The sequence below is a fragment of the Streptomyces sp. NPDC091281 genome (genome assembly GCF_044757425.1).
Lineage (GTDB): Bacteria > Actinomycetota > Actinomycetes > Streptomycetales > Streptomycetaceae > Streptomyces.
Map to the genome: position 1 here is coordinate 1 of NZ_JBIVUY010000005.1, position 23,258 is coordinate 23,258.

27 protein-coding genes are annotated in these 23,258 nt (G+C 74.4%); 16 read left to right on the top strand and 11 right to left on the bottom strand.

The annotated features are described in order from the left end of the window. Positions 1-308: 308 nt before the first annotated feature. Positions 309-587 (bottom strand): hypothetical protein, encoded by a 279-nt coding sequence (locus ACIQPQ_RS14640; RefSeq protein ID WP_401303615.1) that lies wholly within the window; start codon positions 585-587, stop codon positions 309-311. Positions 588-625: 38 nt separating this feature from the next. Further along, complete coding sequence (locus ACIQPQ_RS14645) at positions 626-1,426, bottom strand: NAD(P)H-binding protein (protein WP_401303617.1); 801 nt, start codon at positions 1,424-1,426, stop codon at positions 626-628. An 87-nt stretch (positions 1,427-1,513) separates the two neighbouring features. Here ACIQPQ_RS14645 and ACIQPQ_RS14650 point away from each other — a divergent pair, with 87 nt between their 5' ends. Continuing rightward, on the top strand, positions 1,514-1,936 hold the full coding sequence (locus tag ACIQPQ_RS14650; protein ID WP_401303619.1) for a winged helix-turn-helix transcriptional regulator: 423 nt from the start codon (positions 1,514-1,516) through the stop codon (positions 1,934-1,936). A gap of 102 nt (positions 1,937-2,038) precedes the next feature. On the opposite strand, the gene ACIQPQ_RS14655 is transcribed toward ACIQPQ_RS14650, so the two are convergent. Continuing rightward, positions 2,039-2,605 carry a DUF4291 domain-containing protein gene (locus ACIQPQ_RS14655; RefSeq protein WP_401303621.1) on the bottom strand — a complete coding sequence of 189 codons (567 nt, stop codon included), beginning with the start codon at positions 2,603-2,605 and terminating at the stop codon, positions 2,039-2,041. 74 nt (positions 2,606-2,679) lie between these two features. Further along, positions 2,680-3,276, bottom strand: coding sequence for a hypothetical protein (locus ACIQPQ_RS14660; RefSeq protein ID WP_401303623.1), 597 nt, complete (start codon positions 3,274-3,276; stop codon positions 2,680-2,682). Positions 3,277-3,489: 213 nt separating this feature from the next. On the opposite strand from ACIQPQ_RS14660, the gene ACIQPQ_RS14665 reads away from it, so the two are divergent. From ACIQPQ_RS14665 to ACIQPQ_RS14675, 3 genes are all read left to right on the top strand, one after another. Continuing rightward, on the top strand, positions 3,490-4,077 hold the full coding sequence (locus ACIQPQ_RS14665) for a TetR/AcrR family transcriptional regulator (protein WP_401303625.1): 588 nt from the start codon (positions 3,490-3,492) through the stop codon (positions 4,075-4,077). A gap of 72 nt (positions 4,078-4,149) precedes the next feature. Continuing rightward, entirely contained in the window at positions 4,150-4,764 is a 615-nt protein-coding gene (locus ACIQPQ_RS14670; protein WP_401303626.1) for an exonuclease domain-containing protein, read from the top strand. Positions 4,765-4,807: 43 nt separating this feature from the next. Beyond that, positions 4,808-5,602, top strand: a complete 795-nt coding sequence (locus ACIQPQ_RS14675; protein WP_401303628.1) for a transglutaminase domain-containing protein — start codon at positions 4,808-4,810, stop codon at positions 5,600-5,602. Between the two features lie 80 nt (positions 5,603-5,682). Here the strand turns inward: ACIQPQ_RS14675 and ACIQPQ_RS14680 are convergent, their stop codons facing one another. Then, complete coding sequence (locus tag ACIQPQ_RS14680) at positions 5,683-6,252, bottom strand: hypothetical protein (RefSeq protein ID WP_401303630.1); 570 nt, start codon at positions 6,250-6,252, stop codon at positions 5,683-5,685. Positions 6,253-6,352: 100 nt separating this feature from the next. On the opposite strand from ACIQPQ_RS14680, the gene ACIQPQ_RS14685 reads away from it, so the two are divergent. Continuing rightward, positions 6,353-7,114 carry an isocitrate lyase/phosphoenolpyruvate mutase family protein gene (locus ACIQPQ_RS14685; protein WP_401303631.1) on the top strand — a complete coding sequence of 254 codons (762 nt, stop codon included), beginning with the start codon at positions 6,353-6,355 and terminating at the stop codon, positions 7,112-7,114. An 83-nt stretch (positions 7,115-7,197) separates the two neighbouring features. Here the strand turns inward: ACIQPQ_RS14685 and ACIQPQ_RS14690 are convergent, their stop codons facing one another. Further along, on the bottom strand, positions 7,198-7,914 hold the full coding sequence (locus ACIQPQ_RS14690; protein WP_401303633.1) for a DinB family protein: 717 nt from the start codon (positions 7,912-7,914) through the stop codon (positions 7,198-7,200). Between the two features lie 183 nt (positions 7,915-8,097). On the opposite strand from ACIQPQ_RS14690, the gene ACIQPQ_RS14695 reads away from it, so the two are divergent. From ACIQPQ_RS14695 to ACIQPQ_RS14710, 4 genes are all read left to right on the top strand, one after another. Further along, on the top strand, positions 8,098-8,640 hold the full coding sequence (locus ACIQPQ_RS14695) for a MarR family winged helix-turn-helix transcriptional regulator (protein WP_401303635.1): 543 nt from the start codon (positions 8,098-8,100) through the stop codon (positions 8,638-8,640). Next, positions 8,637-9,083, top strand: coding sequence for a MarR family transcriptional regulator (locus ACIQPQ_RS14700; protein WP_401303637.1), 447 nt, complete (start codon positions 8,637-8,639; stop codon positions 9,081-9,083). The genes ACIQPQ_RS14695 and ACIQPQ_RS14700 overlap by 4 nt, the downstream gene beginning before the upstream one ends. 103 nt (positions 9,084-9,186) lie before the next feature. Next, on the top strand, positions 9,187-9,561 hold the full coding sequence (locus ACIQPQ_RS14705) for a tetratricopeptide repeat protein (RefSeq protein WP_401304501.1): 375 nt from the start codon (positions 9,187-9,189) through the stop codon (positions 9,559-9,561). Between the two features lie 244 nt (positions 9,562-9,805). After that, positions 9,806-10,450: a peptide deformylase gene (locus tag ACIQPQ_RS14710; protein WP_401303639.1), complete on the top strand. Its 645-nt coding sequence runs from the start codon at positions 9,806-9,808 to the stop codon at positions 10,448-10,450. 27 nt (positions 10,451-10,477) lie between these two features. On the opposite strand, the gene ACIQPQ_RS14715 is transcribed toward ACIQPQ_RS14710, so the two are convergent. Then, a complete protein-coding gene (locus ACIQPQ_RS14715; RefSeq protein WP_401303641.1) occupies positions 10,478-11,908 on the bottom strand; it encodes a dihydrolipoyl dehydrogenase family protein in 1,431 nt (476 codons plus the stop codon). Between the two features lie 150 nt (positions 11,909-12,058). Here ACIQPQ_RS14715 and trxA point away from each other — a divergent pair, with 150 nt between their 5' ends. Next, entirely contained in the window at positions 12,059-12,481 is a 423-nt protein-coding gene (trxA, locus tag ACIQPQ_RS14720) for a thioredoxin (protein ID WP_401303643.1), read from the top strand. Positions 12,482-12,626: 145 nt separating this feature from the next. Here trxA and ACIQPQ_RS14725 read toward each other — a convergent pair whose 3' ends face one another. After that, the gene (locus tag ACIQPQ_RS14725; RefSeq protein WP_401303645.1) at positions 12,627-13,664 is read right to left on the bottom strand and encodes a LacI family DNA-binding transcriptional regulator; all 1,038 of its coding nucleotides are present in this window, start codon (positions 13,662-13,664) and stop codon (positions 12,627-12,629) included. Positions 13,665-13,827: 163 nt separating this feature from the next. Between ACIQPQ_RS14725 and ACIQPQ_RS14730 the strand changes: the two genes are divergently transcribed. Then, positions 13,828-14,517, top strand: a complete 690-nt coding sequence (locus ACIQPQ_RS14730; RefSeq protein ID WP_401303647.1) for a TetR/AcrR family transcriptional regulator — start codon at positions 13,828-13,830, stop codon at positions 14,515-14,517. Continuing rightward, entirely contained in the window at positions 14,514-15,716 is a 1,203-nt protein-coding gene (locus tag ACIQPQ_RS14735) for an FAD-dependent oxidoreductase (protein WP_401303648.1), read from the top strand. The genes ACIQPQ_RS14730 and ACIQPQ_RS14735 overlap by 4 nt, the downstream gene beginning before the upstream one ends. A gap of 91 nt (positions 15,717-15,807) precedes the next feature. Here ACIQPQ_RS14735 and ACIQPQ_RS14740 read toward each other — a convergent pair whose 3' ends face one another. Then, positions 15,808-16,476 carry a TetR/AcrR family transcriptional regulator gene (locus tag ACIQPQ_RS14740; protein ID WP_401303650.1) on the bottom strand — a complete coding sequence of 223 codons (669 nt, stop codon included), beginning with the start codon at positions 16,474-16,476 and terminating at the stop codon, positions 15,808-15,810. 119 nt (positions 16,477-16,595) lie between these two features. Here ACIQPQ_RS14740 and ACIQPQ_RS14745 point away from each other — a divergent pair, with 119 nt between their 5' ends. Continuing rightward, the gene (locus tag ACIQPQ_RS14745; protein WP_383778697.1) at positions 16,596-17,159 is read left to right on the top strand and encodes an NAD(P)H-dependent oxidoreductase; all 564 of its coding nucleotides are present in this window, start codon (positions 16,596-16,598) and stop codon (positions 17,157-17,159) included. A 120-nt stretch (positions 17,160-17,279) separates the two neighbouring features. On the opposite strand, the gene ACIQPQ_RS14750 is transcribed toward ACIQPQ_RS14745, so the two are convergent. After that, on the bottom strand, positions 17,280-18,161 hold the full coding sequence (locus ACIQPQ_RS14750) for an LLM class F420-dependent oxidoreductase (protein WP_401303652.1): 882 nt from the start codon (positions 18,159-18,161) through the stop codon (positions 17,280-17,282). 292 nt (positions 18,162-18,453) lie between these two features. On the opposite strand from ACIQPQ_RS14750, the gene ACIQPQ_RS14755 reads away from it, so the two are divergent. After that, on the top strand, positions 18,454-19,395 hold the full coding sequence (locus ACIQPQ_RS14755; RefSeq protein WP_401303653.1) for an FkbM family methyltransferase: 942 nt from the start codon (positions 18,454-18,456) through the stop codon (positions 19,393-19,395). Between the two features lie 65 nt (positions 19,396-19,460). Here ACIQPQ_RS14755 and ACIQPQ_RS14760 read toward each other — a convergent pair whose 3' ends face one another. Beyond that, the gene (locus ACIQPQ_RS14760) at positions 19,461-20,912 is read right to left on the bottom strand and encodes an MFS transporter (protein WP_383778700.1); all 1,452 of its coding nucleotides are present in this window, start codon (positions 20,910-20,912) and stop codon (positions 19,461-19,463) included. Positions 20,913-21,217: 305 nt separating this feature from the next. Between ACIQPQ_RS14760 and ACIQPQ_RS14765 the strand changes: the two genes are divergently transcribed. Both ACIQPQ_RS14765 and ACIQPQ_RS14770 read left to right on the top strand, forming a co-directional pair. Continuing rightward, a complete protein-coding gene (locus tag ACIQPQ_RS14765) occupies positions 21,218-21,682 on the top strand; it encodes a MarR family winged helix-turn-helix transcriptional regulator (RefSeq protein ID WP_401304504.1) in 465 nt (154 codons plus the stop codon). A 114-nt stretch (positions 21,683-21,796) separates the two neighbouring features. Further along, positions 21,797-23,218 carry an amidase gene (locus tag ACIQPQ_RS14770; RefSeq protein ID WP_401303655.1) on the top strand — a complete coding sequence of 474 codons (1,422 nt, stop codon included), beginning with the start codon at positions 21,797-21,799 and terminating at the stop codon, positions 23,216-23,218. Positions 23,219-23,258 lie beyond the last annotated feature (40 nt).

Genomic DNA, 23,258 nt, shown 5'->3' on the forward strand with positions numbered 1-23,258 from the left:
CACCCCCCAGGTCATGCCTTCGACAGGGGGGAACAGTCATGCCGGGCCCGGAGGCCAGCGGCCCTCTTGCAGGACCGCGGAAAACATAACGGGGGTCACCGCGGCGAGGGGAGCCGTGCCGACGTCCCCCCGCGTCACGGGGCCCGGCGCACGGCGGACCTCCCCGGCGGCGTACGGGGTCCGGTGCGGGTGGAACGGTGGCGCTGCACGTGCGGCTCGTTCAGGGGCCCGTCCGGCGGTCCGGCCCTGGGGCGTGAGGGAACGTAGCACGGAACACACCCGCGGGAAACACATCCGCACGGAATCACTCAGGAACCACCATCGGCGGGGATGCCGCACCGCGCGAAGGCACCGCGCGCCCGTACGCCCGGAGAGGCGACCGCAGCCGACGAGCCCCCCGCCCCGCCCGGTTCCAGAGCCTGCGGTTCCACGACGCCGTCCAGCATGGTCAGGGTCCGCTGGACGGTACGGCCGGTGACGCAGGAGGGGCCGGGGCCGTGCAGGCCGCGCAGGCCGCGCACCGGCTCGTCGCCCTGGAGCAGCAGCCGGACCCGCCGGAGCGTGATCCTGGCGGCGTCCGCCGTCAACTCCGGCGCACCGGTGGTTCCGCCGGTGGTCCGCTCGCTCAGTGCACGGGGACGGCCGCCGCGGCGACGGCGAGCGGGTCCGTGAGCGGGCGGCCGAGCAGGTGCGCGAGGTCGGGACCGGGGGTGCCGAGGAAGCCGTGCCGGACGGCGGTCGCGATCGAGGCGAGCATCGGCGGCTGGAACGGCAGCAGCGTCCGGTCCGCAAGGAGCCGGTCCCGGTACTCGCCCAGGCCGATGGTCCGGTGCGCGACGCCGAGGTGGCGGGCGACGTCGGCGGCGGTGATCGGTTCGCCGACCAGGTCGTAGCTCCGGCCCGCGTGGGCGGCGGGATCGGCGGCCACGACGGCGGCGGCCTCGGCCAGGTCCGCCCGTGCCACGGCGGCGAGCGCTCCCTCGCCGAACGCCGACTCCACACCGTCGGCGGTCCGGGTCAGGAGCGCGCCGAAGAGTTCGGCGTAGAGCCCGTTGCGCAGGACGGTCCACCCGAGTCCGCTCGCCTCGACCAGGCGCTCGGTGGCGCGGTGGGCGAGCGCGAAGGCGAGGTGGTCGCCGCCGCCGGTCAGGCTGGTGTAGACGACGTGGCGCACGCCGTCGCGGACCGCGGCGGTCAGCACGGCCCGGTGCCGGGCCACGACCCGGTCGTCCTCGGCGTATCCCGCCGAGACGAGGACCAGCGTGGACACGCCGACGAGGTCGAGGCTCGCGGGGTCGTCGAAGTCGAGTCGCCGCTGCCCCTCCCCGGGCGATCGGGTGCCTCCCTGGGCGGGCGCGTGGCGCCGGGCCAGTGCCTGGAGCGTGCGAGAGGCGAGGTGTCCGCTCGCCCCGGTGACCATGATCATTGCGGTTCTGTCTCCCACCGTGGTTCTCTTCGGTAACTAGGGTGAGATCCTCGACCGGCCCGGACGGGCCCACAAGGAGGCAGTCCTGTGTCAGTGACGCACACCGAGGTAACCACCGGACCCGCCGCGCTCGAACCCTGCGGACAGCGGGATCACCCCGACTGCGGCATCCGTGACGTCCTCGACCGGGTCGGCGACAAGTGGTCGGTGCTCGTCATCGTCGAACTCGCGGGCGGCCCGCGGCGGTTCAGGCAGCTCCAGCGCGCCGTCGAGGGGATCTCCCAGCGCATGCTGACGCTCACGGTGCGCCGGCTGGAACGGGACGGGCTGGTCCTGCGGACCGTGCACCCGACCGTGCCGGCCCAGGTCGACTACCGGCTGACCGAGACGGGGACGAGCCTGACCCACCTCGTCAAGGCCCTCGCCGACTGGTCGCTCGCCCACCGCGCCCCCATCGCGCAGGCCCGCGCGTCCTACGACCGCGCCCACCCCGACCACGAGATCCGCTGACCGGCGACGCGCCACTGACAGCCCACGCCCCGCCGTCCCGCGCTGCGTTGTGCGGTGCTGTGCGGTGCGGTGAACAGGACGGGGTGCCGGGTGCCGTCGCCCTCACCCGCCCGGCGAGATGACGTTCTCCACCGCACGCGGCACGGGGTAGACCCGCTCCGGCGGGAACAGGCGCCGGGCCTTGTCGGCGTGCCCGGTCCGGATCAGCTCGGCTGCCTTGCGGACCTGGGGTGTGAGGTCGGTGAGACCGACCGTCCACTCGTCGGTGAACGTACGGATGAGGTGGCGGCCGATGCCGACCTGGATGCTGTAGTGGTTCAACGCGGCTCCGCGTGACGAGCGTTCCGGGTCCCACTGGACGTGTACGGCCGCCCGCGCCACGGCCGCCGGATCGGCGGTCGTCAGCACGGCGCGCGACAGGGCCTCCTCCCAGCCCTCGCGGGTGATCCGCACCGCGAGCACCCGCTCCTGGCCGGGCTTGCGGGCCCAGTTGCTGCGGTGCATCAGCCACAGGAACGACGGCTTGATCCACGTCATGCGGTGGAACGAGAACGGGGCGACGAAGCGCCCCGCCCGCAGGGCCGCGTCGGCGATGGCGGGCGCGTACGCCTGGTAGACCACGATCGTGCGCGCGTCGTGGTCGGCACGGATCTGGTGTCGGGGTGTCACCCGCCGCACTCTGTCAGCCGGTCCGGGAGTGCGGCGAGCCGTTTTCGGCCGCACCGCACCGGCCGGGCCGCTGTCTAGCGCGGGGACCTCGCGCCCACGCGGGCCCGCCCCAGCCGGAGTGCCGACACGAGGAAGAACACCCCGCCCAGGAAGGCGTACCCCGCCAGGGAGCCGAGGGAGGCGTCGTCCGCGCCCGCCTGGGCGGCGAAGGACGCTCCGGCGAGGGTGGAGATGGCGCCGCTGGCGATCATCGGCCACTGACCTCCCATGCCGCGCCGCAGGACGCCCACGACCAACTGGACCAGCCCCGCGGTGACGGCCCACGCGCCCCAGACCCGCAGGACGGCCGGGATGCCGGAGGCCGCCGCGGCGGCCAGGCCCGCGGTGGTCAGCGCGCTGAGCACGATGTTCGCGTAGAGCCCGCGGACGGGTCCGCTGCTCGCACGGGCGGACCGGACGTCCACCACCGCGCACGCCAGATCGAAGAGCGGATAGATCACCAGCAGGGTCACGCTCAGCGCGCTAAGGGAGTCGGCGGAGACGAACAGCAGACCGGCCCAGACGGCGGCGAACGCGAAGCGCAGGAAGTACAGGCGGCGCAGCGCCGCGCTCTCGACGGCGGTCGGCGCGGTGGCCGGGGCGGGGGTGGGGGCTGCGAACGAGGTGTCCATGGCGGGCCTTTCGGTGACGGACGGCGGCTGCCTCCCACGAAGCGCCGGAGAGAAGGAGGCAGGTGGAAGGTGGAAGGTGACGAGATCAGGGAGGTTGGGGGATCGAGGAGTCAAGGGAGAACGTTCTGTCTCGTCTCTCGTTCATCTAACGGCGGTCGCCACCCCCCTGTCAAGACCGAACGTTCTCCCTTGCCGGTTTGGTACGGTGGCGGCATGAGCGCGAGTACTGGAGGCCGGGGTCCGTCCGAGGCGCGGGCGAAGCTGCTCGACACGGCGACCCGGATCTTCTACGCCGAGGGAATCCACTCGGTCGGCGTGGACCGGATCATCGCGGAGGCCCAGGGCACACGCGCCACTCTGTACCGGCATTTCAAGGGCAAGGAGGACCTGGTCCTCGCCTACCTGGAGCGGGCCGACCTGGGCATCCGGAGCCAGGTCGGCGCCATCCTGGCCCAGGACCTTCCGGCGGCCGACACGGTGCGCGCCGTCGGCCGGTACGTCGCCGAGGGCATCCGGTCCCCCGGCTTCCGCGGCTGCGCCTTCCTGAACGCGGCGGCCGAGTACCCCGATCCGGCCCACCCGGTCCACCGGGCCGTACTCGCACACCGGCAGTGGTTCCTGGAGACGGTCACGGATCTGATGGAGGGCGCGGGCTGTGCGCCCGCCGATGCGGCGGGCCGCCACTTCGTGATGCTCCGGGACGGCGCGATGGCCGCCGGGTGCCTCTTCGACCCGGAGCTGATCGGCGAGACGCTCCTCCAGGGAGTCGAGGGCCTCCTGCCCGACCGACCGTCCGAATGACCGACTGACCGAGCGTCCGACAGGACGAAATGCGGATGCGGTGACCGGGTGGCCCTCCCTACGCTCGGCCCCATGCGCCCCGCACCCGCCGCCCTGCTGAACGTCATCGATGTGGAAGCCACCTGCTGGGACGGGCAGCCGCCGCCCGGGTCGGTGCACGAGATCATCGAGATCGGTCTCACCGTCGTGGATGTGTCGGCCGGGCGCCGGGTGTCCCGGCACCGTCTCCTGGTCCGCCCCACCCGGTCGAGGGTGAGCGCCTTCTGCACCGAGCTGACGGGACTGACGCAGGCCGAGGTGGACCGCGGCGTCTCCTTCGCCGAGGCCTGCCGGGTCCTCGTCGCCGAGTACGCGGCGGGAGAGCGGCCCTGGACGAGCTGGGGCGAGTACGACCGCCGTCAGTTCGCCCGGCAGAGCCAGGCCGACGGGGTCGCCTACCCGTTCGGCTATCCCACCGAGCGCACCCACACCAACGCCAAGGCCGTCTTCGCCACCGCCCACGGGCTGCGCAGGAAACCCGGCATGGACCAGGCCCTCACGATCGCCGGGCTGCCTCTCGAAGGACGGCACCACCGCGGGGAGGACGACGCGTGGAACATCGCCGCCCTCGTCCTCGATCTGCGGGACCGCGGGGCATGGCCGGAGCCGGTCGCGGACCCCGCCTCCCCGGGTGGTCCGACGGGGTGATCCCGCCCGCGGACCCGCTCGGACGCGGGCGTACGCTCCCCGCATGACCTGCGCGATCCTGACCCCCTGGTGGCGGCGCCGCCTCGGCCGGACCCACGCGGCGGACGCCGCGGGACCGGCGGCCGACGACGCGCGCCTGCTGGCCGACACCCCGATCCTGGACTGGCGGCACGGACGGGTGCGGGCGCTGGCGGACCGGGCCCGCGCGGCGGCGGTGCCGGGCGGCGGCGACCGGGCGTTCCTCGTCGCGGCGCACCGGCTCGTGTCGGCCGGGATCAGCCCGGTCTACGCGATGGACGACGAACAGCCCGTGTCACGGACCCTCGCCCTGGGCCGGGGTTCGTGCAGCCAGCGGCTGGCCGTGCTGGAGGCGGTGGCACGCTCCGGTGGTGTCCCGACGCGCGTGCGCGGCCTGCTGATCGACGGCTCCTTCTGGTACCCGCGCTTCCCCCGGCTGCGTCTCCTCGTCCCCGACCAGGTCGTCCTGGCCTGGCCGGAGTTCCACGTCGACGGGGTGTGGACGGCCGTGTCCGAGCTGTACGCCAGCCTCGACGAGCTGCGGGCGCGGAATCCGCGCGGGTTCACCAACGCAGGCAGCCAGACCCTGTTCGAGGCGCTGTCCTCCACCGCCGTCGACTGGGACGGCACCGCCGGCCTGTGCGGGCCGCAGGGCGCCCCGGACAGCGGCTGCGGAGACCACGACCTGTCGGCCGCCGTACGGGCCGACCTGGGCCGTTTCGCCTCGCGTGACGAACTCTTCGCCCGGCACGGGCAGACCCTGAGCGCGACGGCGCGGGTGGTCGCCGGACCGTTCCTGAACCGGCGCGCAGCGGCCTGAACGACGGCGGGCACCGCCCCCCGTGACGACCGGTCACGGACGCGCCCTCACCCCCCACCCCCCCCCAATCCCCCAGTGCCTCAGTCCCCGACGACGATCGTGCCTATCGTCGATTCCGGGCCGGGCCCGTCCGGGCGGTCGACCGTCCACCAGCCCAGGACGTCCGGGTACTCGGGCTGCGGGACCGCCCGCCCTTCGGGCGTCATGAGGCGCCCCTGGTACGCCTGCGCGTACCGTGCCCGGATCTCGTGGACACCGGGGGCGTCGGGCACGACGATGTCGCAGGCTATCTCGACCCACTCGGCCGGGCCCGGGTTGTCCTCGGCCAACGCCTCCACGGGCGTACCGGAGTTGACCACCCGCAGGCCGCCCCCGCTGCGCTGCTTGCCGTTCCACACCGACGCCTGGGCGCGGTCCTCCCCCGCCAGCCCGACGATCACCTGGTTGATCGCGTTGCCGCATCCCCCGCAGTCGTGGAGCAGCGCGAACCGCACCTCGTACGCGCCGCCTCGCCGCACCGTCACCACGTCGCCCCGGCCGTCGATCCGGACGTCGCGGATCGTGAAACGGGAGGGCTCCGTCATGACGGCACCGGGCGTCCGGGCGGTGGTCGGGCGGTCCTGGCCGTGCCGTGTCTTGTCGTCGTTCATGCGACCAGTGAACAGGGGACCACTGACAATCAGGACGTCGCGGTGGCGCGGTCCCGTCGATGCGTCCTGCCGGACCCGGCCGGGGAGTAGCGTCCTCACCATGGACTCTCGCACCGTCGTCGAGCGCGCTCGACACCTCAGGAAGCTGCACGCCGACCACACGCCGCTCGTCCTGCCGACCGTCTGGGACGTGTGGTCCGCGCGGACGGCCGCCGCCGCGGGCTTCCCGGCGCTGACGATCGGCAGTCATCCGCTCGCCGACTCGCGCGGGGCCGAGGACCACGAGGGACAGACCTTCGAGGAGGTCCTCGCCGCGGTCCGGCCGATCATCGCGGCGGTGGACGTGCCCGTCTCCGTCGACCTGGAGGCGGGGTACGGGCAGGAGCCCGCGGATCTCGTCGCCGGACTCGTCGAGGTCGGCGGCGCCGGACTCAACGTCGAGGACACCGTCCACTCGGACGGCAGGCGGGTGCGCACCACGCAGGAACACGCCGCCTACATCGCCGGGGTGCGCGCGGCGGCCGACGACGCGGGCGTCCCGGTCTGGGTCAACGGGCGCACCGACCTGTTCCTGCACGCGGAGGACGCCTCCGCCGTCCTCGACGAGGCGATCGAGCGGCTGCGCGCCCTGGAGCGGGCGGGCGCCGACAGCGTGTACCCGGTGCGCATCCAGGACGACGACGCCCTGCTCGCCGCGGTGGTCGACGCCGTCTCCGTCCCCGTCAACTCCACGGCCCACCCGGTCCGGCACGACCTGGAACGCTTCCGCCGTCTCGGCGTCGGCCGCATCACCTACGGCCCGCTCCTCCAGCTCGCGGCGACCGACGCGATCAAGGACATGATCCGGCCCTGGGCGCCGTAGTCCGCACCGCCCGGCGCGCAGTCCCCCCAACCCCCTACCCCCTACCCCCTACCGGCTACCGGCTACCGGCTACCGGCTACCGGCTACCGGCCCAGCTCGCCCCGTACCCGCCACAGGTCGCGCAGCAGCGCGATCTCGGCCATGTGGTGCACCAGCTCCAGGTTGGAGCCCCACACCACGGAGACGTACGGGTCGTTCGGGTCGGAGCCGTAGGGGTACTGGGAGAAGCCGACCGTGTCGAGCTGTTCTTCGGTGACGGCACCGACGCTCTCGCGCCAGCGGTCGAGGGTGGACCAGAAGCGGTCCAGGGCCAGGCTCGCGGACGGCGTGAAGTCGATCAGCTGCCGCGGCTCGCGCCGTGCGCCGAAGGTCCACTCCCACTGGCCCGCGAAGCAGGAGTGCAGGTGGGCGAGGCGCCACGCGATGGTGGTGACCGGCGTCGCGTCGGGCTCCGGCTCGCCGGTGTGGGCGAGGACCTCCTCCACCCGTGCCACGCTCACGCTCCAGTCCGCGGCGATCTCCTCGACGGTCATCCCGGAGGCGACCTGCCGGCCGATCTCGGCGTACTCGTTCGCCGGGATGTCCGGGGCGCCCAGGTCCAGCACCCACGCGCCGGGGCCGTAGGCCCGCGGCGTCACCGCTTCCTCCCGCCGCCGCAGCGACCAGCAGCCGGGCACCGGCTCCCACAGGAACTCCTCGTCCCCGAGCCCCTTCAGCCGTACCTCGGCCATCTCCCGGGCCTGGTCGAACTGCTCCATCAGCAGCCCCAGCCGGTCGGTCCTCGGCCCTTCGGTTCCCACGGTCCGCTCCCCTCGTCGCCGCGGGCCGCGCGCCACTGCCCCGACGGAAGGTACTGACTTCCGGCGCGGACCGCGACCGGGTTTCCGCGCCCTGAGAACGGGCTTTCCCGCCCCGCTTCCGGCCCCTCCGGCACCCATTCAAAAATAGTAGCCATGACTACTGTAGCCATGTACGGTATCGACATGAGCAAGGGTCCCGAAGGGCCCACGCCGGGCTATCTGGTGTGGCGCCTGTCCACGAAATGGCGGGTGGCGGTCGACCGGGCCGTGGCGCCGCTCGGTCTCACCCACGCGCAGTACACGCTGGTCGCGTCCCTGTACGGGATGCGGCGCGGCGGCGAGCGGCCGAGCCAGCGCCGCCTCGCCGACCACACCGGCCTCGAACCGCTCTACGTGTCGAAGCTGGCGCGCGCCCTGGAGGCGGCGGGCCTGATCGAACGGGACCGTGACCCGCGCGACCCGCGTGCCGTGCGGCTGACGCTCACCGAGCGGGGCGAGGACGTCACCCGGCGGGCCGTCGAGGTCGTGCACGGTCTACTGGAGCGCCTGACGGAGCCGCTGGGCGGTCTCGACAGCGCCCGCACCCGTGCGTTCGCCGCCGACCTGACCACCCTGCTCGCCGTCCCCCTCGACACCGAACCCGACCCCGCGCCCGGCCCTCCGAGCGGGCGCACGCCCCCTTCCGTCACCGCATCCACGACCGAACCGAAGGAGCCGACGTCATGACAGCCACCACGCCCACGCCTCCGCCCGTCGGCGGGCGGACCATCGGCCTGGCCCACTACGCCGGGCGCGCCGTCCTGGAACGCGTCCTCGCCCGGCACGGACTGACCTTCCCGCAGCAGATCACCCTCCGGCACGCCGTCGTCGCCGGGGCGCCCGTGGACCGGGACACCCTCGTCGCGCGGGTCTCCGGCGAGCTGAAGAACGACCCGGCCGAGACCGCGGCGGCCGTCGCGGACCTCCTCGCCCGCGGACTGCTGTCCACCGACGACGGCCCGCTGACCGTGACCGGCGGCGGGCGCGCGCTGTACGACGCGGTGGGCGTGGAGACGGGCGCGGTGGCGGCCCGGATCTACGCCGGCATCCCCGCCGAGGACCTGGCCGCCACCGCGCGCGTACTGGCGCAGGTGACCCGCCGCGCGGACCAGGAACTCGCCGCCCTCTGAGCCGCACCGCCTCCCCGCGCGGGGTACTGGAATATTCAACCAACCCGGTCGGTTCCGGTGAGCGAAGGAGGCAACAGTGGACACCACGTACGAGACCGGCGAGATCTACGAGAGCTTCGGCACCGGTGACAGCGCGGCGGCCTACTACTCCCACGGCACCCCGGCGGAGCGGTGGGAGCGGGCGGAGCAGTTCTTCGAGGCGAAGGACTACACCGCGGCCGCCCGGGTCCTGGTCGGCCTCGTCGAGGAGGTGCCGGAGCAGACCGGGCCGCGCCTGCTGCTGGCCCGCGCCTACTACCACTCCGCCCAACTGCGCCGCGCCGAGGCGGAGTTGCGGGTCATCGTCGAGCGGGACCCGGTGGAGGGGTACGCCCGGCTGATGCTGGGCCGCACCCTGGAGCGGCAGAGCCGGCACGCGGAGGCGGCGCCGCACCTGCGGCTCGCCTCGGCCCTGGCGGGTGACTTCCCGCAGGACTGACCGGCGCCCGACCCGTCACGCGAACGGCCCCCACCGGCAGCCGACCGGCGGGGGCCGTCCCGCGTGTCACGGTCCGTGAGACCGGGGTCTGACCGTGGCCACGGTCGATGCCTGAGCGGGTTCCGGCCGTGCTGTCATGGCGTTTCAGCGGGGGCGGTCCAGTGGTCGGAGCAGGGCCGTGTCCGGTTGCCGGGCGTCGAAGCGACCCGCGTCGTGCTCGTGGCCGCCGTGGCATCCTGGCCGGATGGCATCTCCCCGTCCCCGTGTCCCCCTCGCCGAGCGGATCGAGGAACTCCTCGCGCCCGGCGGCCCGTTGCCGATCGTCGCGGCGGGCGATCCGGTCCTGCGGGCCGGCACCCCGCGCTACGACGGCGACCTCGACCCCGCCCTGCTGGCCCGTTTCGTGACCGCGCTGCGCGTCACCATGCACGCGGCGCCCGGTGTGGGCCTGGCGGCGCCGCAGGTGGGGGTGGCGCTGCGGATCGCGGTGATCGAGGACCCCGCGCCGGTGCCCGAGGAGGTGCGGGTGGCGCGGGGGCGGGTGCCGCAGCCGTACCGGGTGCTGGTGAACCCGTCGTACACGCCGGTCGGGACGGGGCGCGCGGCCTTCTTCGAGGGCTGCCTCAGTGTGCCGGGGTGGCAGGCGGTGGTGGCCCGGTCCGCGCGGGTGCGGCTGACCGGCGAGGACGAGCACGGGCGGGCGCTGGACGAGGAGTTCGCCGGGTGGCCCGCCCGGATCGTGCAGCACGAGACGGACCACCTCGACGGCCTGCTCTACCTGGACCGGGCCGAACCGCGCTCTCTGTCGGCCAACGCGGCCGTCGCGGAGCGGTGGGCGCAGCCGACCCCGGCGGAGGCGGCCCGGCAGCTCGGCTTCGAGCTGCCGTGACCGCCCCGGACTCCCTCTGGCGGCCGGTCAGTTGTCGCGGAACGCCTCCAGCAGGCGCAGCCACACCTCGCTGAGCGTCGGGTACGACGGGACGGCGTGCCAGAGGCGGGAGAGCGGGACCTGTCCGGCGACGGCGACGGTGGCCGAGTGGATCAGCTCGCCGACGCCGGGGCCGACGAAGGTGACGCCGCGCAGGATCTCCTGCTCCAGGTCGACGACCATGCGGGCGCGGCCCTTGTAGCCGTCGGCGAACAGGCCCGCCCCGGCGACCGAGGAGAAGTCGACGTCGACGGCGCGGACCCGGTGGCCCGCCTGCTCGGCCTCGGCGAGCGAGAGCCCGACGGCGGCGATCTCCGGGTCGGTGAAGACGACCTGGGGCACGGCGTGGTGGTCGGCGGTGGCGACCCGCGGCCCCCACGGGCCGTCCTCGGCGGTGTCGCCCGCCGCGCGCGCGGCGATCGCGGCGCCCGCGATGCGGGCCTGGTACTTGCCCTGGTGGGTGAGGAGCGCGCGATGGTTGACGTCGCCGACGGCGTACAGCCAGTCCGTGCCGGTGACGCGGAGACTGTCGTCGGTCTCCAGCCAGGAGCCGGGCTCCAGGCCGACGCTCTCCAGGCCGATGTCCTCGGTGCGCGGGGCGCGGCCGGTCGCGAAGAGGATCTCGTCGCCCTCGACACGGTCGCCCTGGTCGGTGACGGCGACGACGGTGCCGTTCTCGCGGGTCACCGACTCCACCGACACGCCGACGCGGACGTCGACGCCCGCCTCGGTGAGCGCCTCGGCGAGGAGTTCGCCCGCGAAGGGCTCGTTGCGCGGCAGGAGGCCCTTGCCGCGGACGAGGAGGGTGACGCGGGAGCCGAGGGCCTGCCAGGCGGTGGCCATCTCCACGGCGACGACACCGCCGCCGACCACGATCAGGCGGCCCGGCGCGGCCTGCGCGCTGGTCGCCTCCCGGCTGGTCCAGGGCTTGACCTCGGCGAGGCCCGGCAGGCCGGGCAGCAGGGCGCGGGTGCCGGTGCAGACCGCGACGGCGTGCCGGGCGGTGAGGGTGGTCACGGTGCCGTCGGGGGCGGTGACCGTCACCGCGCGGGGTCCGGCGAGGCGGCCCTGGCCGCGGTACAGGTCGACGCCGATGCCGTCCAGCCAGGCGAGCTGGCCGTCGTCGTGCCAGTCGGAGGTCTCGTAGTTGCGCTTGGCGAGCACGGCCGGGGTGTCGAGGTCGCCCTGGACGAGGGGGGCGAGGCCGGGCACGCGGCGGGCGTCGGCGCGGGCGATGACCGGCCGCAGCAGGGCCTTGCTGGGCATGCAGGCCCAGTAGGAACACTCGCCGCCGACGAGTTCGCTCTCCACGACCGCCGTGGTCAGACCGGCCGCGCGGGCGCGGTCGGCGACGTTCTCCCCCACCGGGCCGGCTCCGAGCACCACGACGTCGTACGTGTTGGTTTCCGTTTCCGTCATGGGGCCAGTCTGGTGGGTGGTGTGCGGGGTGGCCACACGGGTAGGGGCGCGGAATACGGGACCGGCCGCGCGCGTTGTCGCCGACGGTTTCGCCCCCTGCCGGGACGCGCCCGCCAGGAAGCACCGGGAACGGGAAGAGGACATCACGTCATGAGCAGCACCGTGGAGCTGACCAAGGAGAACTTCGACGCGACGGTCACGGACAACGACTTCGTCCTGATCGACTTCTGGGCGTCCTGGTGCGGGCCGTGCCGTCAGTTCGCGCCCGTCTACGAGAAGGCCGCGGAGGCCAACCCCGACCTGGTCTTCGGCAAGGTCGACACGGAGGCGCAGCCCGAGCTGGCCGCCGCCTTCGCCATCCAGTCCATCCCCACGCTGATGATCGTGCGGGAGCGCGTCGCCGTGTTCGCCCAGCCGGGCGCGCTGCCGGAGGCCGCCCTGACGGACCTCATCGAGCAGGCCCGCAAGCTGGACATGGACGAGGTCCGCAAGTCCGTGGAGCAGCAGCAGGCGGAGCAGGGCACGGAGAGCGCCGAGGGCGCGCAGGGTGCTTCGCAGGAGCGCGGCGCGTAGTCCGGCCCGCGGCACACGCACGCGCAGGGCGCCCCGGCGGTGGTACGACGCCGGGGCGCCCTGTCGCGTAGCGGGCGGGTTCGCGGGGCGCCGCTCCGCCTCCGGCGGCCGGAGCGGCCCACCCGCCGGGCCGCGCGGCGGCGGCTCAGCTGGAGTCGCGGTGGATCAGCGTCGCCCCGGAGAGTTCGTGCGACTCGGGGGCGGCGCCGGGGGTGCGGACCGCGCGGTCGACGAGGTCGGCGAGGCGGCGCCCGGAGGGCAGGACGATACGGACCGTGCTGAGGCGGGGGCGCAGCAGGCGGCCCAGCATGAGGTCGTCGGCGCCGACCACCGCGATGTCCTCGGGGACCCGCACGCCCTCGTCGTGGAGGGCGCACATCAGCAGCATCGCGTATTCATCGTTGTAGGCGAAGACCGCGTCGAGCCCGAGCGCGCGGCAGCGGGGCACGAGGGCGGCCGCGGACTCCTCGGTGTAGGCGAGGGGCAGCGGGGTGACGGTGGCGTCGGTGCCGTGCAGGCCCTCGCGGACCCCGGCGAGTCGGGGCTCGGAGAACATGCGCAGGGCGGGCAGTTCGGGCATGAGGACCCCGAAGCGGCGGCGGCCGCGGGCGTACAGGTGGCGGGCGGCGAGACGGCCGACGACGCCGTGGTCGGTGAGCAGGGCGTGCGCGCCCTCGACGGGTTCGGGGCCGATGGTGACCACGGCGCGGGCGCCCGAGCGTTTGAGGACGTCCACGCCCTCCTGCCCTAAGCCGGGGACCGGTGCCAGGACGGCGACGGGCCGCAGTTCGGCCCAGGCGCGGGCCGCCTCGTCGCCGTGCAGTCCGCCCGCGCCGTACTGGACGACCGTGTAGTCGAGGCGGCTGAGGGCGGCCTGGAAGTCGTGCACGAAGTTGTTGTAGAGGGTGCCCGCGTAGGCGGGCGGGGCGGGCATCAGGACCATCCGGCTGTGCCCGGCGCGCAGGCTGCGGGCGGCGGCGTGCGGGACGTATCCGAGGTCCTTGGCGGCCTGGTGGACCCGGCGGCGCGTGGGCTCGCTGATCCGTACGGCGCCGGTGTTGTTCAGCACGTAGGAGACGGTCGCGCGCGAGACGCCCGCCAGACGCGCGACGTCGGCACTGGTGGGCACGGAGCGCGGCGCCGACGGCGGTGTCGGCGCGGGCGTGTTCGGTATCTGCACCATGACGAGGGCATCTTGACAGAAGCGCGGGCCGCGTGGCTCGGCCGGGACGGGAAGGCGCCGCTTGTCGGGAATCTCCTCGCCTCCGGGGCGCGGTCTACGCGCGTTCGACGAACATGTTCGTCACGAACTTGTTCGTAGCGAACATGTTCGTTACGGTGGAGGCATGACAGAGAGCCGTGACACCCCCCGCAGCCGCCGCGAGCGGCCCGCCAAGCCCGCCCTCAGCCGGGCGGCGATCGTGGCGGCGGCGCTCGACGTCCTGAACACGGAGGGGCTGCGCAAGGTCACCATGCGCCGCCTCGCCGAGGAACTGGACACCGGACCCGCCTCGCTCTACGTGTACGTCCGCAACACCGCGGAGCTGCACGCCGCCGTCCTCGACGAGCTGCTCGGCACCGTCGGCCCGGCGCCCGCGGACGGGACCTGGCGCGAGCGGCTGGAGCGGGTGCTCACGGCGTACACCCTGATGCTGGTGCGCCATCCCGAACTGGCCCGGTCCGCGCTCACCGCCCGCCCCAGCGGGCCGCACTACCTGGCGCTGATCGAGACCCTGCTCGGCCTGCTGGACGAGGGCGGCGTACCGCCCGCGCAGGCCGCCTGGGGCGTCGACCTGCTGCTCCAGCACGCCACGGCGGACGCCGCCGAGCACGCCGAGCAGACCCCCGCCGAGGAGTGGGACGCCCTGACCCGCGCCCTGCACGGCGCGGACCCGGCCACCCACCCGCACATCGCCGCGACCGCGGGCGAGTTGCTCTCCGGACACCCGGAGGAGCGGCTGTCCTGGGCGGCGCAGGCACTCATCACCGGCATCGCGCGGACCGCCGTGTCCCGCCGACCCGAGGAGCAGTCATGAACACCGCCACTTCGCACACCCCCGTACCGCACGAGCCCACCCCCGCACCGCACACCCCGCCCGCCGAGAGCGCGCACCACCCGGTGGTGATCGTCGGCGGCGGGCTCGGCGGGCTCACCCTCGCCCGCGTCCTGCACGTCCACGGCATCGCGTCCCTCGTCCTCGACCTGGAGGCCTCGGCCGACGCCCGCACCCAGGGCGGGATGCTCGACATCCACGAGGAGTCCGGGCAGGAGGCGCTGCGCGCCGCCGGGCTGCACGCCGACTTCGAGGCGCTGGTCCTCACCGGCGGCGAGGCCACCCGCGTCCTCGACCGGCACGGCGTCGTCCGCTTCGACGCCCCCGACGACGGCGACGGCGGCCGCCCCGAGGTCGAACGGGGCGCCCTGCGCGACCTGTTGCTCGGCTCCCTCCCCGAGGGCATCGTCCGCTGGGGCGCGAAGGTGACGGGCGCCCGCCCGCCGGGCGGCGGACGCCACGAGGTCGCCCTCGCCGACGGGTCCCGCCTCACCACGGACCTCCTGGTCGGGGCCGACGGCGCCTGGTCGCGTGTGCGGCCGCTGCTGTCCGACGCCCGGCCCGCCTACACCGGGGTGTCCTTCGTCGAGGGCGACCTCCTGGACGCCGAGGTCCGCCACCCGGAGAGCCTGGCCCTGGTCGGCACCGGGTTCTCCTTCGCGCTCGGCCCCGGCAAGGGCTTCCTCGCCCACCGCGAACCCGACGGCAGCCTGCACGTCTACACCGCGCTGCACGTCCCCGAACAGTGGCTCGACGGCATCGACTTCACCGACCCGGCGGCGGCCAAGGCGGCCGTCCTCACCGAGTTCGAGGACTGGGACGGGCGGCTGCGGGCCCTCCTCGCGGACGCCGACGGCCCGCTGGTGCCGCGCCGCATCCACGCCCTGCCGGTCGGCCACCGCTGGGAGCGGACACCGGGCGTGACGCTGCTCGGCGACGCCGCCCATCTGATGTCCCCGTTCGCGGGCGAGGGCGCCAACCTGGCCATGCTGGACGGCGCGGAGCTGGCGCGGGCGCTGGTGGCGCACCCCGGCGACCCCGAGGCCGCGCTCGGCGCGTACGAGGAGCGGCTCTTCCCGCGCAGCGAGCGGGCCGCGGCCGATTCGGCGGGCAACCTCGTGGACCTCTTCCGCGCGGACGCGCCGCAGGCCGTGCTGGACCTCTTCGCCGCCCACGCCTGAGCCCACCGCGCCGCGGGCACGGGAACGCGACCGGCGCCCACCCACCCGGGCGGAACGGCGAGCCAGGGCGAACGGCGAGCCGGGACCGGGCTCAGCCCGCCGCCGTCACCCGCTCGACCAGGTCCGTCCAGCCCGCCTCCAGCCGCGCCGCGGGCATCCCGCACTGGTGGACCAGGTGGTGGACGAGCACCGGGTTGAGATAGCCCAGCAGGGTGTGCGCGAGGAGTTCGGCGTCGCACTCCGGCGCCGCCTGGCGCAGCAGCAGGACCAGATGCCCGTGGTGCAGCCGCCGTACGCCGAGCAGGAACCGGCGGTCCGGGCCGGGCTCGGCGGCGAGCTGGAGGTCGAGTTCGTCGACGCAGCGCCGCAGGAACGCGATGCCGAACGCGCGCAGCCGCTCCAGGGGTTCGGCGCCCGGCCCCATCGGCGGCGGCCCGCTGAGGAACGCCGCCTGGAACTTCTTCTCCGAGTGGTCGAGGAGCGCGGTGAGCAGCCCGGTCCGGTCGCCGAAGCGCCGGAAGACCGTGCCCTTGCCGACGTCGGCCGCCGCCGCGACCGCCTCCATGGTGACCCCCGCCACCCCGTGCTCGGCGATCAGCCGGGCGGCCGCGTCCAGCAGCCGGGCGCGGTTGCGGGCCGCGTCGGCGCGCAGGCAGGGCTCGTCGTCGTCGGCCCCGAACGGGAGCGACCCGAGCTGGAGCAGGTCGGGCTCGCCGAGGGGCACTTCTGGCCGGGGGAAGGGCGGCAGCGCGGCGGACATGAACTCAGCGTAAAGCACGGGAATGAAACTGGACCACGGTCCGGTTAGGGTGCTAGAAAGTTAAACGGACCCCGGTCCGTATTCATGACGGCAATGTTTCAGTCCCCTGGAGTGCACCCATGTCTGTCCGTATCCTCGCCCTCGTCGGCAGCCTTCGCGCCGGTTCGACCAACCGCCAGCTCGCCGAGGCCGCGGTGAAGGTCGCGCCCGAGGGCGCCGAGGTCGACCTCTTCGACGGTCTGGCCGACGTCCCGTTCTACAACGAGGACATCGACGTCGAGGGCAGCGTCCCGGCCGCCGCCGCCCGCCTGCGGGAGGCCGCCGGCTCCGCCGACGCCTTCCTGCTCTTCTCCCCCGAGTACAACGGCACGATCCCGGCCGTGCTGAAGAACGCCATCGACTGGCTGTCCCGCCCGTACGGCGCCGGTGCCTTCGGCGGCAAGCCGGTCGCCGTGGTCGGCACCGCGTTCGGCCAGTTCGGCGGCGTGTGGGCGCAGGACGAGGCCCGCAAGGCCGTGGGCATCGCGGGCGGCAAGGTCATCGAGGACCTCAAGCTCTCCATCCCCGGCTCGCTGACCCGCTTCGCCGAGACCCACCCGTCCGACGACGCCGAGGTCGCCGCCCAGCTGACCGAGGTCGTGTCCCGGCTGCACAGCCACGCCGGTGAGGCCGCCGCCGCCTGAGCCCGGCGGCGTAGCACGGTGTGACGCGCACAGGGGGACCGAAGGGGTCCGGAGCCTTCCGCTCCGGGCCCCTTCGTCATGGTCGCGCCCCCGCCCGCCCAACCCGTCAGCGCAGGTCGGTCAGCGCAGGTCGGCGAGGTGCTGTACCGCGGGGGCGACGAACCGCTCGATCCAGCCGGAGGTCTCCGCGCGGCGCGGTCCGAGGATGACGGTGTCGATGTCCAGCCCGGCGTACCCGGCGATCTCCTTGCGGAAGGCGTCGAGGTCCTCCGCGTCGGCCGCTTCGCCCGAGTAGGTGAGGGTCTTGAGGACGGTGTCGTAGGCGCGGCCCTCCGTCTCGCAGTGGCCGCGCAGCACGTCCAGCTTGTGGCGGACCTCCTCCGGCGTGGAGGCGAACAGGTTGCAGGCGTCGCCGTAGCGGGCGACGAGCCGCAGCGTCTTGCGCTCGCCTCCGCCGCCGATCAGGATCTCGGGGTGCGGTGTGCTGACCGGCGGCGGCACGCACAGCGTCTCGGCGAGCCGGTGATGACGGCCCTCGAAGGGCCCGTTCCGCTCCGGGTCCCACATCTGCCGGACGATCAGCAGGGTCTCCTCCAGCCGTTCGAACCGCTCGGCCAGCGGCGGGAACGGCACGCCGAGGCCCGCGTGCTCACGGTCGTACCAGGCCGCCCCGATGCCCAGCCAGGCCCGGCCGCCGGACAGCACGTCGAGGGTCGTGGCGATCTTGGCGAGCAGGCCGGGGTGGCGGTACGTCACCCCGGTGACCAGCGCGCCGAGCCGGACCGTGGAGGTGTGGGCGGCGAGGAAGCCCAGGGTGGTGTACGCCTCCAGCATGGGTTCCTCGGCGCCGCCGTTGAACTCCATCTGGAAGTAGTGGTCCATCACCGACAGCCGGCTCACGCCCGCCGCCTCGGCGGCCGCCCCGGCGGCGGCGAGTTCGGCGGCGGGGGCGGGTCCGCCGCCGGGACCGCCGAACCGGTTGATGTGTACGCCCACACGCATGTCGGTCTCCGTTCACGGGTTCTGGGGTCGGGGGCACGGGGGTTCCGGCCTCGGGAGCACCGGGTCATGGGGTCGGCACGCCGACGCGCCGGGGTTTCCGGCCACCGGTTCCGGGTTCCGCGCCGACCGCGCTCTCCGACTCCGACGACGCTATGCGTTCGAGTGTTCTCCAGGTCAAGGCGGGGCGCGCGGAGTCGGGGCCGAGAAGGGGACGTAAGAAGCTGGTTACCGGTGTGACGAATGACGTCGAACCCGGCGACCGCACCCCGTCCCGTCTGATAGGGCTGGCCGGATGCAGACCCTCTATCGACGACTCCTGAGGCTGATGCCGCGCCTCGGCGTTCGGGTGACGGACCTCGCTCCGGGCACCGCGCTGGTCTCCCGGTCCCCGCGTCCGCCCGCGGTGACCACCGTGGGCGACAGTGTCTGGGTCGTCCGGCGCGGCAAGGCCGCGGCGCCGGGCGGCGGCCACAGCACCGTACGGCTCGGGCGGACCGGGGCGACACTGCTCCTGGACCGGGCCGCGCGCGGCGACGAGCGCGGGGTGCAGCTGGCGGCGGCCGAGCACCTGTGCTCCTGGCACGTGGCGGCGATGCTCGACCTGTACGGCGTGAACGTCGTCCTGGACGTCGGGGCGAACCACGGCCAGTACGCGCGGCGGCTGCGCCGGGCCGGGTACCGGGGCAGGATCGTGTCGTTCGAGCCGACCTCGGCGGCCTTCGCCCGGCTGGAGGAGGCGGCGGCCGGGGACCCGGACTGGTTCACGTACCGCTACGGGCTCGGCCGGGAGGAGACGACCGCCGAGATCCACACCGGCTGGAACACCATGAACTCCCTGCTGGACGCCAGCGACTACGGCCGCGACCGCTACAGCCGCTTCACCACGCGGGACACCGAGGAGATCCGCGTCCGCCGCCTCGACCAGGTGCTCGACGAGGCGCTGGCCGGCCTGGACGACCCCCGGCCCTTCCTGAAGATGGACACCCAGGGCTACGACCTGGAAGTGTTCGCCGGGGCCGGGAAGCGGATCGGGGAGTTCGCCGGGATGCAGTCCGAGGTCGCCGTGCTGCGGCTCTACGAGGGCAGCCCCGGCATGGGCGAGGCGGTCGCGGCGTACGAGGCGGCCGGGTTCGGCATCACCGGGATGTACCCGGTGACCCGCGAGGCGACCACCGGGCGGGTGATCGAGTTCGACTGCGTGCTGATGCGGGCGGACGCGGCCCCGGCCCCCTGACCGGCCCGCCGCCCCGCTCGGGAGCGGGCGGCGGCGCGGGAGGGCCGGAGGCCGCCTCCGGTGGTTCAGACCGCGGCCTGCTCCGGCTCGTCCGCCGCCCGGTCGCCCACCGGGGCTGCCGGGGCCGGGCGGGCGGCGGGGATCGCGGCGGCGATGGCGGCCGAGACCAGCGCGAGGGCGCCGCCGACCAGCAGCGCGGTGCGGAAGCCGTCCTCGGAGGCGAAGGTCCGGCCGCCGAGCGTGGTGGTCATCTGGGCGAGGATCACGCCGATGACGGCGGCGCCGACCGAGGTGCCGAGGGAACGCATGAGGGTGTTGAAGCCGTTGGCGGCGGCGGTCTCGGAGAGCGGGACCGAGCCCATGATCAGCGCGGGCATGGAGCCGTAGGCGAGGCCGACGCCGCTGTTGATGACGATGCCGACGACCATCAGGCCCCAGGCCGAGCCCATGAGGACCATCGACAGGCCGTACCCGGCGGCGATGACGAGGGCGCCGCTGACGAGGGTGACCTTCGGGCCTCGGGCATTGGTGAGCCGCCCGCCCAGCGGGGAGACGAACATCATCATGATGCCGCCGGGCGCCATCCAGAGACCGGCGGCGAGCATCGACTGGCCGAGGCCGTAGCCGGTGGCCTCGGGGAACTGGAGCAGCTGCGGCATCACCAGCATGCTCGCGTACATGGCGAAGCCGACGAAGACGGACGCCAGGTTGGTGAGGAGCACGCGCGGGCGGGCGGTGGTCCGCAGGTCGGTCAGCGGGTCGGTGGTGCGGATCTCCCAGAAGCCCCAGGCCACGAGGGTCACGACGGCCGCGGCGAACAGGCCGAGCGTGGTGCCCGAACCCCAGCCCCAGTCGGCGCCCTTGGAGACGGCGAGCAGCAGACAGACCAGGCCGACGCCGAGGCCGAGCGCGCCCGGCAGGTCGAAGCGCTGACCCCGGGCGGCGGCGGGCACGTCGGGGATCAGGAACCAGATCAGCGCCGTGACGAGGACGGCGAGGGCGGCGGCGCCCCAGAACAGCGCCCGCCAGTCGGCGTACTGGGCGACCGCGGCGGCGACCGGCAGGCCGAGGCCGCCGCCGATGCCCATGGAGGCGCTGACCAGCGCGATGGAGGGGCTGAGCCGCTCGGCGGGGACGACGTCGCGCAGCAGGGCGATGCCGAGCGGGACCACGCCCATGCCCATGCCCTGGAGGCCGCGCCCGACGATCATCGTGACCACGTCCGAGGCGAGCGCACAGACCACCGAGCCCACGACGAGCGGCACCGCGCAGACCAGGAGCATGGGCCGCTTGCCGACCAGGTCGCCGAGGCGGCCCACGACGGGCACGCAGACGGCGGCGGCGAGCAGGGTGACCGTGATGACCCAGGCGGCGTTCGAGGCCGAGGTGTCCAGGATCTCCGGGAGGTCGGCGATGAGCGGGGTGACCAGGGTCTGCATGATCGCGGCGGTGATGCCGGCGAGCGCGAGCGTGGCGACCACGCCGCCCGCTCGGGAGGCGGGCTGGGGGGCGTCCATGGGCGGACTCCTCGATGTCTCGACGCCGCGGACGGCGGGAGAGGACAGTGGGCGTGCATGACAGTGGATGTGCATCATACATATGGCATGCATCAAGCACGCTGCGCGGTGGCCGCACGGCCGCGTGCAAGGATGGAACGGCCGCCGACCCGAGCCCCGCGCGGCCGTACGGACGGGCGGCTCGTACGGACGGAGGGCGCGGGCGGATGCGGCACACGGGACGGACGGCGGACACGGCGGACACCCGACACACGCGGCGGACGCGGGGCCCGGCGCGGCCCACGGAGCAGGTCGAGTACGAGCAGATGCTGCTCAGCCGCCACACCTTCCTCAGCCGTCGCGGGGGCCGCCGCCTGGACGCCGTGCTGGAGCGCAGCGCCTACATCCTGCTGAGCCGCATCCGGGTCCAGGGGCCCCTGTCCATCGGGGAGTTGAGCGACGCCTTCGCGCTCGACGCCTCCACGCTGAACCGGCAGACCGCGGCGGCGGTGCGCGGCGGCCTGCTGGAGCGCATCCCCGATCCGGCGGGCGGGATGGCCCGCAAGTTCCGGCTCACCGCCGAGGGCGGGCGCCTGCTCGACGAGGAGCGGGAGGGGATCGTCGAGGTCCTGGACCGGGTGATGGCCGACTGGCCGGAGGCGGACATCGCCGCGTTCGCGACCTATCTCCAGCGCTTCAACAACGGCATCGAGGCGATCGGCGGACGCCCGTGGCCCCGCCCGGAGGACGGCCCGCCGGACACCGACGGGGGTCCCACGCACAGCGCCTGACGATGCGTCAGGCGTCGCGGCCGACGGCAACCCGCCGTCGCGCGCGGAACGTTCCCCTGCGGGCCACCAGAGATTACCGTTCGGTAGACAACGTGCTCCCGGAGGTGTCCCGCAATGACGCTCGACCGTTCCGCAGGCCTGACGGAGACCGCGCGGGCGCTGGCCGTCGGTGAGGTGTCCTCCCGCACGCTGGTCGAACGCGCCCTGGCGCGGATCGAGGCGACGCAGGGCACCCTGAACGCCTTCCGAATCGTCCGGGCCGAGGCCGCCCTCGCCGAAGCCGACGCCGCCGACCGGGAGTTGGCGTCCGGTGCCCGCAGGCCCCTGCTGGGGGTGCCGGTCGCGGTGAAGGACGACATGGACGTGGCGGGCGAGCCCACCGCCTTCGGCTGCGCGGGCGCCTATCCCCCGGTCGCGGAGGACGGGGAGGCGGTACGGCGGCTGCGCGCGTCCGGCGCGGTGATCGTCGGCAAGACCAACGCGTGCGAGCTGGGGCAGTGGCCGTTCACCGAGGGCCACGCCTTCGGCGACACCCGCAACCCCTGGCACACCGGGCACACCCCCGGCGGCTCCTCGGGCGGGTCGGCGGCGGCCGTCGCGGCGGGCCTGGTCCCGGCCGCGCTGGGCTCGGACGGCGCCGGTTCGGTCCGTATCCCGGCCTCCTGGACGCACCTGGTCGGCATCAAGCCGCAGCGCGGGCGGGTGTCGACCTGGCCGCGCGGGGAGGCCTTCCAGGGCATCACCGTCAACGGCACCCTGGCCCGTACGGTGGCCGACGCGGCCCTCCTGCTCGACGCGTCCAGCGGCAACCACGCCCTCGACCCGCACCGGCCGCCCGCCGTGGACGCCTCGGCGGCGGTGGGCCGCGACCCCGGCAGGCTGCGGATCGCGCTCGCGCTGAAGCCGCCGTTCACCGCGGTCCCGGCCCGGCTGCACCCCGAGGTGCGCGGCCCGGTCGTCGAACTCGCGGCGAGACTCGCCGCGTTGGGGCACACGGTCGAGGAGGCGAACCCGCCGTACGGGCAGATCGGGCTCACCTTCGTGCCGCGGGCCACCGCCGGGATCGCGGAGTGGGTGGCGGACGCCCCGTTCCCCGAACTCCTCGACCCGCGCACCCGCGAGGCCGCCCGCCTCGGCCGGCTGCTCAGCGGGCCCCCGCTGCGGGCGGCGCGCCGCGCGGAGGCGGTCCTGCACCGCCGGATCGGCCGCTTCTTCGAGACGTACGACGTCGTCCTCGCGCCGACGACGGCCGCTCCCCCGCCCCGGATCGGGGCGATGGCGCACCTCGGCGGGTTCGCGACCGACCGGGCGATCATCGCCGCGTGCCCGTACGCCTGGCCGTGGAACGTCCTCGGCTGGCCCGGCGTCAACGTGCCCGCCGGGTTCACGCCGGACGGCCTGCCGGTCGGGGCGCAGCTCCTCGGCCCGGCGCACAGCGAGCCGCTGCTGATCGCGCTCGCCGCGCGCCTGGAGGACGAACTCCGCTGGTACGAACGCTGGCCGGAGCCCCTGACGACCGACTCCCCGGTGGGCTGAACGGTCCGCGCGGTCGGGTCGCGGGGGCGCGGTCTAGGGT